Origin of the sequence: Microbacterium sp., assembly GCF_035554235.1 — a bacterium.
Classification (GTDB): domain Bacteria; phylum Actinomycetota; class Actinomycetes; order Actinomycetales; family Microbacteriaceae; genus Microbacterium.
On sequence record NZ_DATMIO010000017.1, the window covers coordinates 1 to 11,516 of the forward strand.

The window sequence follows — 11,516 nt, forward strand, 5'->3', positions numbered from 1 at the left end:
CAGCTCTGCGACCGCTTGATCGTCGTCGACAAGGGCCGGATCATGGCGGAGGGGACGCCATCCTCGCTCATTCGCGAGCATTCCTCGCGCGAGGTGCTCGAGGTGCGATTCGGCTCCGACCGCAACCAGCGGATCGCCCCACGGCTGGAGGGCATCGGCGACCGGGTCGAGGTGCTGCCCGACCGCGTGCTCATCTACGCCGACAACGGCGAGAAGGCGCTCGAGCGCGTCACCGAACTCGGTCTCGACCCGATCACCTCGCTCGTGCGCCGCTCGAGCCTCGAAGACGTGTTCCTCCGCCTCACGGGAAGGTCGCTGGTCGAATGAGCGCCCCTCGTGCGTCGGGGGCGCCGCCGGGCGCGGCATCCGCTCTCGCCCAGCCCACGCTCGACCAGCTCCGCACGGAGGCCATGGAGTGGGGGCGCAAGCCGCGTGCGCGCGGCGCCTGGTACGTCACCGAGCACATGCTGCGCGCGATGCGCGCGTACGGCTGGACGATCATCGTCGGCGCCCTGGGGCAGCCGATCCTCTACCTCCTCGGCCTCGCGGTGGGTCTCGCGGCCCTCATCGACGCGCCGGTCGTGCAAGGGGGAGTCGAGGTTCCGTACCTCGTCTTCGTCGCCCCGGCCCTGCTCATGACCTCGACGATCGCCGTCGCGAGCGAAGAGTTCACCTACCCGGTCATGGCCGGGTTCAAGTGGCGGCGGTACTTCTTCGGTTTCAACGCGTCGCCGCTGTCGTCGCCGCAGATCGCGACGGGGGTCGTCTTCGGCGCGGCCGCCCGCATGGCGGTCGTCGCGGTGGCGTACACCGCGTTCCTCTATCTCTTCGGCGCCATCCCCGACCTCTCCCGCGGCTGGCTGACGATCCTCGTCGCCCTCGTGGCGGGCCTGGCATTCGGCATTCCGCTCATGGCCTACGCCGGATCGATCGAAGACGACAAGGGCCAGTTCGCGCTCGTGCAGCGCTTCATCTTCATGCCGATGTTCCTCTTCTCGGGCACCTTCTACCCGCTCGTCACCCTGCCGCTGTGGCTGCAGTGGATCGGGTGGGTCTCGCCGCTCTGGCACGCGTCGGAGCTCGGCCGGTTCCTGACCTACGGGCTGCCGATCGCGCCGCTCATGCTTGTCGTCCACGTCGTCTACCTCGTCGGCCTCACCGTCGTCGGCTACATCCTGGGCCGTCGCATCTTCGAGCGGAGGCTGGCCAAGTGACCGCCCTGACCGAGGCCCCCCGCCGCGTCGGCGGCGTGCGCGCCCTCTGGGCCGGAAACCCGGGCGCGGTCGTGCAGCGCGGCCTGATCGCCGCGCGCTCGTCGAGCTGGGTGGTGGTGCTGTCGGGCTTCTTCGAGCCGGTGTTCTACCTCGCGTCGATGGGCATCGGCCTCGGCGCGCTGATCGGCGACGTGCAGACCTCGGCCGGTGTCGAGGTCTCGTACGCCGCGTTCATCGCCCCCGCCCTGCTCGCCGTCTCGGCGATGAACGGGGCGATCTACGACTCCACGTGGAACGTCTTCTTCAAACTCAACTACGGCAAGCTCTACGAGGGCATGCTCTCGACGTCGCTCGGTCCGCTCGATGTCGCGCTCGGCGAGATCCTGTACGCGCTCATGCGCGGCCTGCTCTACGCCACCGGCTTCATGATCATCATGCAGATCTTCGGGCTCAACCTCGCGTGGACGGCGGTCCTCGCGCTGCCGGCCGTGCTGCTCATCGCCTTCGGGTTCGCCAGCCTCGGCATGGCGGTGACGAGCTACATGAAGGCGTTCCAGCAGATGGACTGGATCAACTTCGTGCTGCTGCCGATGTTCCTGTTCTCCGCCACGCTCTACCCGATCACGGTCTACCCCGAATGGGTCCAGGTGATCGTGCGGATCTTCCCCCTGTACCACGGCGTCGAGCTCGTGCGCGGCCTGACCACGGGTGCCCTCTACTGGGGGATGCTGTGGAGCGTCCTCTACTACGTCGTGATGATCGCCGTCGGCCTCGTCTTCACGACGAAGCGGCTGCGGGCGCTTTTCCTCGACTGAGCAGCGAGAACGACGGATGCCGCGTGGTTCGCGGCGGCACGAGAGTCGAGTTCAGCCGCGCCTCAGCGCCAGACGAGCGCGATGCCCGCATTGAGCAGAGTCAGGATGCCGATCGCCCAGAACATCGCCGGCGGCAGCGAGCCGGTCTTGCGCTGGCGGACCGACCCCATCCCGATCAGCGCGCCGATGACGAGCAGCACGACGAGCTTGACGCCGAGCTTGGCGTAGTTCAGGTCGTGGTCGAGGCCCCACGGCGCGGCGAGAACGAGCCCCGCGATCCCCGCGATGGCGAGGCCGATGTCCATCAGCCGCGTCACCTGCACCCGGCGGTTGTAGACCTCGACCGCCCACGAGCCGAACAGCACGGCGAACCCGCTGAGGTGCACCAGAACGACGACGGACCGGAGGGTTACGAGGGGATCCATGGCACTCACGGTATTACCCTTGGGCGGTCGCCCGCCACCAAGGCGGGCACGCGCCCGCTCAGCCGCGCAGTTCGCGGAGCACGAGCGCCGTGCGCACGGCCGCATCCGCGGCTTCGGCGCCCTTGTCCTCGATCGAGCCGGGCAGGCCCGCCCGGTCGAGGCCCTGCTGCTCGTCGTCGAGGGTCAGCACGCCGAAGCCGACGGGTCTGCCGGCGTCGAGAGCGACGCGTGTCAGGCCCTCGGTCGTGGCGGCCGACACGTACTCGAAATGCGGGGTGCCGCCGCGGATGATGACGCCCAGCGCCACGACCGCGTCCGCGCCGCCCGCGAAGGCGGCCTGCGCCGCCAGGGCGAGCTCGAACGACCCCGGAACCCGCACCAGGCGGTGCGTCGCCCCCGCGGCATCCAGCGTGCGCACCGCGCCGTCGATGAGTCCGTCGGTGATGACGTCATGCCACATGCCCGCGATCACGACGACGTCGAGGCCCGTGCCGTCGACGGTGCCCGCGGCGGGCGCGCCCTTGCCGCTCATCGCTCGCCACCCAGACGCTCGAGTGCCTCGGCGATCTCGTCCTGTCCGATCACGTGTCCCATCCTGTCGCGCTTGGTCTGGAGGTATTGGTGGTTGTTCGGCCCGATGCCGACGATGAGCGGCACCTGCTCGACGACTTCGAGCCCCAGCTCGCGCAGCTGCGTCACCTTGTCGGTGTTGTTGGTCAGCAGGCGCACCCGCTCGACCCCGAGGTCGGCCAGGATGCCGGCGGCCGCGGCGTAGTCGCGGGCGTCGGCCGGCAGCCCCAGCGCGAGGTTCGCATCGACGGTGTCGAGGCCGCGCTCCTGCAGGCTGTAGGCACGCAGCTTGTTGATGAGGCCGATGCCCCGCCCCTCGTGGCCGCGCATGTAGATGACGACGCCGCCCTCGCGCTCGATGGCATCCAGCGCGGCGTCGAGCTGGGGACCGCATTCGCACTTCAGCGAGCCGAACGCCTCGCCGGTCAGGCACTCGGAGTGCACGCGCACGAGCGGCGCCTCGGAGAGCTCGCCCGAGACGACGGCCATGTGGTCGGTGCCCGTGACCCTGTCTTTGTACGCCAGGAACCGGAACTCCCCGTGCGCCGTCGGCACCGTCGCGTCGGCGCGCAGGCTGACCCGGCGACGATGCGGATGCATCGGCAGGGGTCGCGGCTCGGTCTTTTCCAGGTACTTCACGAGCTGCTCGATCGTGATGACCAGCACGCCGTCGCGCTTGCCCAGCTCCAAGAGCCCGGGCAGGCGCAGCATGCTGCCGTCCTCTGCGACGATCTCGGCGATCGCGGCCACGGGGCGCAGCCCCGCGAGGCGCATGAGTTCGACCGACGCCTCGGTGTGCCCTCCGCGCTCCCGTACGCCGCCGTCGACCGCGCGCAGGGGCAGGATGTGGCCGGGCCGGTTCAGGCTGTCGCGCGTCGACGAGGCGTCTGCGAGCACGTTCAGCGTGTGCGCGCGGTCGGCCGCGCTGATGCCGGTGGTGACGTTCTCGGCGGCGTCGACGCTCACGGTGTATGCGGTGCCGCGCGCGTCTTCGTTGACCGCGACCATCGGCGGCAGGTCGAGGCGATCGGCGATCTCGGCCGTCATGGGGGCGCAGATGAACCCCGACGACCAGCGCACGATCCATGCGATCCACTCCGGTGTCGCGAGCTCCGCGGAGATGACCGCGTCGCCCTCGTTCTCGCGGTTCTCGTCGTCGGCGACGATGATGGGGCGTCCCGCTTTGAGGGCCTCCAGGGCTTCTGGGATGGTGCCAAGGCTCATCGGGAGCCTCCTTCGTTCGTTGCGGTGCGGGGAGTGAAGGCGAGCAGGCGCTGCACGTGGCGGGCCAGGATGTCGGTCTCGAGGTTGACGCGATCGCCCCGCCCGCAGGCGCCGAGAGTGGTCGCGGTGAGGGTTTCGGGGATGAGCGAGACCTCGAACCACGGCGCCGGCTCGGACGGGGCGCTCACGTCGCTGACCGTGAGCGAGACGCCGTCGACGGAAATGGATCCCTTGTCGACCACGAGCGGGGCGAGTTCGGCGGGCAGCGCGACACGCAGCACGCGCCACTGGGCGCCGGGTCGCACCTCGAGCACCTCGCCGGTGCCGTCGACGTGGCCCTGGACGATGTGCCCGCCGAGGCGGCCGCCGGTGGCGGTGGCCCGCTCGAGGTTGACGGCCGAACCGACACCCAGCCCCGAGAGCGTTGACATGTCGAGGGTCTGCTTCATGACGTCGGCGGTGAACGACGCGGCATCCTGATCGACGACGGTGAGGCAGACGCCGCTCACGGCGATCGAGTCGCCGTGCGCGGCATCCGAGACCGCCACCGGCGCGTGGACGGTGAGCCGCACGCCATCGCCGGACGGTTCGATCGCGATGATCTCGCCGAGTTCCTCGATGATTCCGGTAAACATTCAGGCTCCTTCGGCCAGCGTGGCGTGCGCCCGCGGGTGATCGATCGGGGTGGCGACCACGAGCAGGTCGTCGCCGAGTCGCTGCATGTCGGTGACGGCGAGCCGTCGCGCCGCCGCGATCGTCGGCACCGCGATGTCGGTGAGCGCGAGGCGCCCGCCCCCGAGCAGCACGGGGGCGATGTAGGCGACCACTTCGTCGGCGAGTCCTGCCGCGATGAAGGCGCTCGCGAGTGTGGGTCCGCCTTCGACGAAGACGCGCTGCACGCCGCGCTGGTGCAGGTCGGCGAGCACGGTCTCGAGATCGTGGGAGGGGAAGAACAGCGGATGCCGGGGGTGCCGGCGGATCGCGGCATCCTGCGGCGTCTCACGTGCACCGATCACCACGGGCAGGGGCTGCGTGGCGTACGCGCCGTCCGGTCCCCGCGCCGTGAGCGCAGGGTCATCGGCCAGCACCGTGCCGGTGCCGACCACGATGGCGCCTGCGTCGGCGCGACGGCGGTGCACATCGGCGCGCGCCTCGGGCCCCGTGATCCACTGGCTCGTGCCGTCGTCGGCTGCGGCGCGCCCATCGAGGCTCTGGGCCCACTTGACCGTGACGTGCGGCCGCCCCAGGCGGGCGGCGGTGATCCAGGGTCCGATCAGCGCGCGCGCGGCATCCGCTTCGACACCGGCCTCGACATCCACGCCCGCCGCACGCAGCCGGTCGGCGCCCCCGTGCGAGTAGGCGACGGGATCATCGAGCGCGTAGACCACGCGGGTGACGCCGGCATCGATCAGGGCGAGCGCGCACGGACCGGTGCGTCCGGTGTGATTGCAGGGCTCGAGGGTGACGACCGCCGTCGCGCCTGCGGCGCCCCCGTGGGGGAGGTGGGAGAGCGCATCGACCTCGGCGTGAGCCGTGCCCGCGCCGCGATGCCAGCCCTCGGCGAGGGTGGTTCCGTCTCGCGCAAGGAGCACGGCGCCCACCTGCGGGTTGACCCCGACGGGTCCTCGCCCCGCGAGGTCGAGGGCGCGGCGCATCGCCGTGCGCTCCGCTTCGCTCGCTGCCATCCCGATCCTCCACTGAGGTGTCCGGGGTCGCGGCGGCGCGCATGCTCGCGCGCGTGCTGCCTCCCATCCGGACTCGCAGGCCTTCACCTGCATCACCGTCGGTTCCGGAATTCCACCGGATCAGCCGGGGCGGCATTCGAAATCATCGGATGCTGATGCCCTGGCTCGCGGACTGTCACCGCCGGTTCGGATTCTCACCGACCCCGGAGCACGTACTGCTCTGAGTGTAGTCAACGCCCCCTGCGCGAGTTCATTCCATGTCGTCGCATAAAGTTCTCGGTGACTTCGAAGGGGGCAGGCATCGGAGTCTCAGGTGCGCCGGCGCCCGTCTGCCGCGCACTCGTTGCATGATGAAGGAGACGCTTCTCGAGGGGGGAACCACATGACCGAGGCGCTCCGGCCGAGGCCCGGGTTCGAAGAGCTCGCGGCGCGCCCCTACGCGGACGTGCTCATCATCGGCGGCGGCATCAACGGCCTCGCGACCTTCCGAGATCTCGCAATGCAAGGGGTCGACGTCGCGCTCGTCGAGCGCGACGATTTCGTGAGCGGCGCGTCCGCGGCGTCATCGCACATGATCCATGGCGGCATCCGCTATCTCGAGAACGGCGAGTTCCGCCTCGTCCAGGAAGCCGTGACCGAGCGCAACGCGCTCCTGCGCCTCGCCCCGCACTTCGTGCGGCCGCTGCGCACCACGATCCCGATCTTCGCGACGTTCTCAGGAGTGCTGAGCGCTCCGCTGCGCTTCCTCCGCCACGGCGGCGGGAAGAGCCGCGAACGCGGCGCCCTGCTCATCAAGGCCGGCCTCGTCATCTACGACTCCTTCTCGCGCGGCGGCGGCAGGGTGCCGCGCCACACGTTCTACGGACGCCGGCGTTCGCTCGAAGAGCTGCCCGCGCTGAATCCCGCGGTGAAGTACACCGCGACGTACTGGGATGCCTCGCTCCACGATCCGGAGCGCCTCGCGATCGATGTGCTTCGGGACGGCCGGGCGGTAGGCGGCGCGCGTGCCCGCGCCGTGAACTACACGTCGGCCGTCGGTGTCGACCGGGGCCGCGTGATCCTCCGCGACGCCGAGACCGGCGGGGAGGTGGCGTTCGCGGCATCCGTCGTCGTCAACGCCTCGGGCCCGTGGACCGATCTCACGAACCTCTCGCTGGGCGATCCGACCCGCTACATGGGCGGCACCAAGGGCTCGCACATCGTGCTCGAACACCCCGAGCTGCTCGCCGCCACGGGCGGCCGCGAGCTCTTCTTCGAGAACGAAGACGGGCGCATCGTGCTCATCTATCCGATCAAGGGGCGGGTGCTGGTGGGCACGACCGATCTCGAACACGACATGGCCGATCCCCTGGTCTGCACCGAGGCGGAGGTCGACTACTTCGTCGATCTCGTCGCGCAGGTGCTGCCGGCGATCCCCGTAGACCGGTCGCAGATCGTCCACCGCTTCGCGGGCGTGCGACCGCTTCCCGGCCACGGCGACATGGCCCCAGGGTTCGTTTCGCGCGACTACCGCATCGAGGCCGAGCAGCTGACCGGCGGCGACGCCACCGTGCTGAGCCTCGTGGGGGGCAAGTGGACCACGTTCCGTGCGTCGGCCGAGAACCTCGCCGACCGCGCCCTCGCGCTGCTCGCCAGGCCGCGCCGCCGCTCCACGAAGGGCGTCTCGATCGGAGGCGGGCGCGGTTACCCGACGACGCCCGGGGAGCGCGCGCAGTGGATCTCGCAGCACGCGGACGGGCTTCCCGCCGACCGCGTCGAAACCCTGCTCGATCGGTACGGCACCTTCGCGGCGGAGGTGATCGCCGCGATCGTCGCCGACGACTCCGATGCACCGCTGGCGCTGCTTCCCTCGTACACCACGGGTGAGCTGCGGTTCCTCGCACGTGCGGAGGATGTCGTCCACCTCGACGACGTGCTGCTGCGCCGCACGAGCCTCGCCTTCACGGGAGCCGTCACGCAGGCCGCGGCCGCGGAGGTCGCTGAGGCGATCGCGCCGGTGGCGGGCTGGGATGCCGATCGCCGGGCGCTCGAGACGACCCGTGCCCTGGCGCTCGTTCACGCGGCAGACCCGACGTGGGACGGGGCGTCGCGCCGGGCGATAGCCTGACGCTGCCGGGCGCGGCGATGCGCGCCGACCATCGAGGCGGGCCGATCCCCGCGAGGAAGGAGCCGCGCGTGGCCGATCACGTGCTGGCCATCGACCAAGGGACCACCTCCACGCGGTCGATCGTGTTCGACGCGACGGGGGCCGTCGTCTCGGTGGCCCAGCGGGAGCACCGGCAGATCATGCCCCACGCGGGGTGGGTCGAGCACGATCCCGTCGAGATCTGGACGAACACCGAGTGGGTCGTCTCGGCGGCGATGTCTCAGGCGGGGCTCGGTTCGAGCGACATCGCCGGGATCGGCGTCACGAATCAGCGCGAGACCGCGATCGTGTGGGACAAGCGCACCGGCCGGCCCGTGCACAATGCTCTCGTCTGGCAGGACACCCGCACGCAGCCGCGCATCGACGCGCTCGCGGCCGAGGGCGGCACCGACCGGTTCGCGGGCGTCACGGGCCTCCCGCTCGCCACCTACTTCTCGGCCTCGAAGATCGCCTGGATCCTCGACCACGTGCCGGGCGGCCGCGCCGCCGCCGAAGCGGGAGACCTTCTCTTCGGCACGCCCGACACCTGGGTCGTGTGGAACCTGACGGGCGGCCGGCGCGGCGGCATCCACGTCACCGACGTCACCAACGCGAGCCGAACTCTGCTGATGGACCTGCGCACGCTCGACTGGTCGGACGACCTGCTCACGGCGTGGGGAATCCCGCGGGCGATGATGCCGCAGATCCGCTCGTCGTCGGAGGTCTTCGGCGAGGCGCGCCTGCCGGGTGCGGCCGACGGCGTGCCGATCGCCGGCATCCTCGGCGATCAGCAGGCGGCGACCTTCGGGCAGGCCGCGTTCGACGCCGGGGAGTCGAAGAACACCTACGGCACGGGCAATTTCCTGCTCGTCGGCACGGGGACCGACATCGTGCGTTCCGCACACGGTCTCATCACCACCGTCGCCTATCGCTGCGGCGACGAGCCCGCGCGGTACGCGCTCGAGGGCTCGATCGCGGTGACGGGTTCGCTCGTGCAGTGGCTGCGCGACAACCTCGGCATCATCCAGCGCTCCGAAGACGTCGAGGCGCTCGCGGCCAGCGTCGACGACAACGGCGGCGCGTACTTCGTGCCCGCGTTCTCGGGGCTGTTCGCGCCGTACTGGCGCCCGGACGCGCGCGGCGCGCTCGTGGGCATGACGCGGTTCGTTCACAAGGGGCACATCGCGCGCGCCGCCCTGGAGTCGACGGCGTTCCAGACCCGCGACGTCGTCGAGGCGGTCATCGGCGACACCGGGCGCCCGCTCGCGGAGATCCGGGTCGATGGCGGGATGACGCGCGATGACCTGCTCATGCAGTTCCAGGCCGACATCCTCGGCATCCCGGTCGTGCGTCCGAAGGTCATCGAGACGACCGCCCTCGGGGCGGCCTACGCGGCGGGGCTGGCGACGGGAGTCTGGGCCAGCCGCGACGAACTGCGCGCGCACTGGCAGGAGGACGTGCGCTTCGAACCGCGGATGCCGGAGACCGAGCGCGAGCAGCGCTACCGGCAGTGGAAGAAGGCCGTCTCGAAGTCGCTGGACTGGGTCGACGACGATGCCCGCGCGCTCATGGGCACCTCCGACGGCTGAGGTTCCGCGCCCGCGCAAGGCTCACGGGTTTGGGGCGCGTTCCCTCCCGTGGGGCGCACGAATCGCGCCCCGGCGGAGGGATGACGCCCCAAACCCACAGGCCTTGCGCGGGTGCCCGACTCAACCCCGGGTTTGGGGCGCGTTCCGTCCCTTGGGGCGCACGAGCCGCGCCCCGAGGGAAGGATGACGCCCCAAACCCGTAAGCCCGGCGCCCCCAAACCCGCGACCACGCCGAGGGAAAGGGAGCGCCGGTGGCCGACTACTTCAGCAGCCGAGACAGGCGCCGGTCGGCGAGCGGCTTGCCCCCGGTCTGGCACGTGGGGCAGTACTCCAGCGAGTTGTCGGCGAAGAAGACGCTCCGCACCGTGTCGCCGCACACGGGACACGTCTGACCCGCGCGGCCGTGCACGCGCATCCCGCGTCGCTTGGCGTCCTTGAGGTCGGCCGGTGGTTTTCCGGATGCCTCGGCCACGGCATCCGTCAGCGTCTCCTGCATCGCGCCGTAGAGGTGCGCGGCATCTTCGGGGGAGAGGTTCGCGGCGAGGGCGTACGGCGACATGCGTGCGGCATGCAGGATCTCGTCGGAGTAGGCGTTGCCGATGCCGGCGATCGTCGCCTGGTCGCGCAGCACCCCCTTGATCTGGGTGCGCCGGCCCTCGAGCAGAGTGGAGAACGCGTCCAGAGTGAACCCCGCATCGAGGGGATCGGGTCCCAACCGCGCGACGCCGGGGACATCGCCCGGATCCCGCACGACATACACGGCGAGCGACTTCTTGGTGCCGGCCTCCGTCAGATCGAATCCCGAGCCATCGCTGAGCCCCACGCGCAGCGCGATCGGCGTCTTGCCCGGCCTGATCACCGTGCTCGGGAGCGCGTCGTACCAGCGCAGCCACCCGGCCTTCGCGAGATGGAACACCAGATGCAGCGGCGCCTCGCCGGTGCCGGCGTCGATGTCGAGGAACTTGCCGCGCCGGCTCACGCCCCGGATCGCGGCACCCTGGAGCGCATCGACCGGCGGTTCGTAGGTCTTCAGCGCAGAGAATGACGCGACCGTGACGCGCGTGATCTCGAGTCCCGTCGTCCGGCCGCTCAGGAAGTCGACGAGGCCCTGCACCTCGGGCATCTCCGGCATGCGCCTATCCTGGCACGCGCCGCCGACGCGCGGAGACCCCAGCCGGGTTACTTGCGGCGGAGCAGCCCGACCTTGTCGTAGACGTCGCCGAGTGTGCGGCCTGCGACCTCCGAAGCCCTCGCGGCGTTGTTCGCGAGAACGCGGTCGAGCTCGGCGGGGTCATCGAGCAGCGCCAGCGCACGCTCGCGCACCGGACCGAACTCCTCGACCACGATCTCTGCGAGGCCCTTCTTGAAGTCGCCGTACCCGCGGCCCGCGTACTCGTCCTCGATCGAGGGGATCTGCCGGCCGGTGAGCGCGGCGTAGATGACGAGCAGGTTGGACACGCCGGGCTTGGCCTCGCGGTCGAAGCGCACCGCGCCCTCGCTGTCGGTCACGGCGCGCATGATCTTCTTGGCGCTGACCGCCGGCTCGTCGAGCATCCAGAGCACCCCGGCGTCGGACTCCGCGGACTTCGACATCTTCGACGTCGGGTTCTGCAGGTCGAAGATGCGCGCCGTGTCCTTCTGGATGACGGGCATCGGCACCTCGAACGCCTTGCCGTAGCGAGTGTTGAACCGTTCGGCGAGGTCGCGGGTGAGCTCGACGTGCTGCTTCTGGTCGTCACCGACCGGCACGATGTCGGTCTGGTACAGCAGGATGTCGGCTGCCATCAGCACCGGATAGGTGAAGAGTCCGACCGACGTCGCCTCCGAGCCGTAGCGCTGCGACTTGTCCTTGAACTGCGTCATGCGGCC

11 protein-coding genes, 1 pseudogene and 1 riboswitch are annotated in these 11,516 nt (G+C 70.5%); of the genes and pseudogenes, 5 read left to right on the forward strand and 7 right to left on the reverse strand.

Translation table 11 applies throughout. The features are described 5' to 3' along the window. From VNT50_RS00845 to VNT50_RS00855, 3 genes and pseudogenes are all read left to right on the forward strand, one after another. Positions 1 to 327, forward strand: a pseudogene (locus VNT50_RS00845) (ABC transporter ATP-binding protein); the annotation flags it as partial. After that, the gene (locus VNT50_RS00850) at positions 324 to 1,214 is read left to right on the forward strand and encodes an ABC transporter permease (protein WP_325483217.1); all 891 of its coding nucleotides are present in this window, start codon (positions 324 to 326) and stop codon (positions 1,212 to 1,214) included. The pseudogene VNT50_RS00845 and the gene VNT50_RS00850, both read left to right, overlap by 4 nt. Continuing rightward, the gene (locus VNT50_RS00855) at positions 1,211 to 2,029 is read left to right on the forward strand and encodes an ABC transporter permease (RefSeq protein ID WP_325483218.1); all 819 of its coding nucleotides are present in this window, start codon (positions 1,211 to 1,213) and stop codon (positions 2,027 to 2,029) included. Before VNT50_RS00850 ends, VNT50_RS00855 begins: the two co-directional genes overlap by 4 nt. A 62-nt stretch (positions 2,030 to 2,091) precedes the next feature. Here the strand turns inward: VNT50_RS00855 and VNT50_RS00860 are convergent, their stop codons facing one another. The 5 genes from VNT50_RS00860 to ribD are packed head-to-tail and all read right to left on the reverse strand — an operon-like array spanning position 2,092 to position 5,933. After that, complete coding sequence (locus VNT50_RS00860; RefSeq protein WP_325483227.1) at positions 2,092 to 2,454, reverse strand: Fe-S protein; 363 nt, start codon at positions 2,452 to 2,454, stop codon at positions 2,092 to 2,094. A 58-nt stretch (positions 2,455 to 2,512) separates the two neighbouring features. After that, entirely contained in the window at positions 2,513 to 2,986 is a 474-nt protein-coding gene (ribH, locus tag VNT50_RS00865; protein WP_325483219.1) for a 6,7-dimethyl-8-ribityllumazine synthase, read from the reverse strand. Continuing rightward, entirely contained in the window at positions 2,983 to 4,248 is a 1,266-nt protein-coding gene (gene ribA / locus VNT50_RS00870; RefSeq protein WP_325483220.1) for a GTP cyclohydrolase II, read from the reverse strand. Before ribA ends, ribH begins: the two co-directional genes overlap by 4 nt. Beyond that, entirely contained in the window at positions 4,245 to 4,883 is a 639-nt protein-coding gene (locus tag VNT50_RS00875; RefSeq protein WP_325483221.1) for a riboflavin synthase, read from the reverse strand. Before VNT50_RS00875 ends, ribA begins: the two co-directional genes overlap by 4 nt. Continuing rightward, the gene (gene ribD, locus VNT50_RS00880) at positions 4,884 to 5,933 is read right to left on the reverse strand and encodes a bifunctional diaminohydroxyphosphoribosylaminopyrimidine deaminase/5-amino-6-(5-phosphoribosylamino)uracil reductase RibD (RefSeq protein WP_325483222.1); all 1,050 of its coding nucleotides are present in this window, start codon (positions 5,931 to 5,933) and stop codon (positions 4,884 to 4,886) included. A gap of 50 nt (positions 5,934 to 5,983) precedes the next feature. Beyond that, positions 5,984 to 6,148, reverse strand: a riboswitch (FMN riboswitch). 167 nt (positions 6,149 to 6,315) lie between these two features. On the opposite strand from ribD, the gene VNT50_RS00885 reads away from it, so the two are divergent. Together VNT50_RS00885 and glpK are read left to right on the forward strand one after the other, a co-directional pair. Continuing rightward, a complete protein-coding gene (locus VNT50_RS00885) occupies positions 6,316 to 8,040 on the forward strand; it encodes a glycerol-3-phosphate dehydrogenase/oxidase (RefSeq protein ID WP_325483223.1) in 1,725 nt (574 codons plus the stop codon). 68 nt (positions 8,041 to 8,108) lie between these two features. After that, positions 8,109 to 9,647 (forward strand): glycerol kinase GlpK, encoded by a 1,539-nt coding sequence (gene glpK / locus VNT50_RS00890; protein WP_325483224.1) that lies wholly within the window; start codon positions 8,109 to 8,111, stop codon positions 9,645 to 9,647. Positions 9,648 to 9,906: 259 nt separating this feature from the next. Here the strand turns inward: glpK and VNT50_RS00895 are convergent, their stop codons facing one another. Continuing rightward, entirely contained in the window at positions 9,907 to 10,779 is an 873-nt protein-coding gene (locus VNT50_RS00895) for an Fpg/Nei family DNA glycosylase (protein ID WP_325483225.1), read from the reverse strand. Between the two features lie 47 nt (positions 10,780 to 10,826). Further along, positions 10,827 to 11,516 (reverse strand): tryptophan--tRNA ligase (gene trpS / locus VNT50_RS00900; protein ID WP_325483226.1); only part of this gene is annotated, 690 nt, incomplete at its 5' end.

Excerpts from the sequence above, each read along its gene's own strand:
- VNT50_RS00850 (WP_325483217.1), top strand. The coding sequence starts at position 324 with ATGAGCGCCCCTCGTGCGTCGGGGGCGCCGCCGGGCGCGGCATCCGCT.
- VNT50_RS00860 (WP_325483227.1), bottom strand. The coding sequence starts at position 2,454 with ATGGATCCCCTCGTAACCCTCCGGTCCGTCGTCGTTCTGGTGCACCTC.
- ribH (WP_325483219.1), bottom strand. The coding sequence starts at position 2,986 with ATGAGCGGCAAGGGCGCGCCCGCCGCGGGCACCGTCGACGGCACGGGC.
- ribA (WP_325483220.1), bottom strand. The coding sequence starts at position 4,248 with ATGAGCCTTGGCACCATCCCAGAAGCCCTGGAGGCCCTCAAAGCGGGA.
- VNT50_RS00875 (WP_325483221.1), bottom strand. The coding sequence starts at position 4,883 with ATGTTTACCGGAATCATCGAGGAACTCGGCGAGATCATCGCGATCGAA.
- ribD (WP_325483222.1), bottom strand. The coding sequence starts at position 5,933 with ATGGCAGCGAGCGAAGCGGAGCGCACGGCGATGCGCCGCGCCCTCGAC.
- VNT50_RS00885 (WP_325483223.1), top strand. The coding sequence starts at position 6,316 with ATGACCGAGGCGCTCCGGCCGAGGCCCGGGTTCGAAGAGCTCGCGGCG.
- VNT50_RS00895 (WP_325483225.1), bottom strand. The coding sequence starts at position 10,779 with ATGCCGGAGATGCCCGAGGTGCAGGGCCTCGTCGACTTCCTGAGCGGC.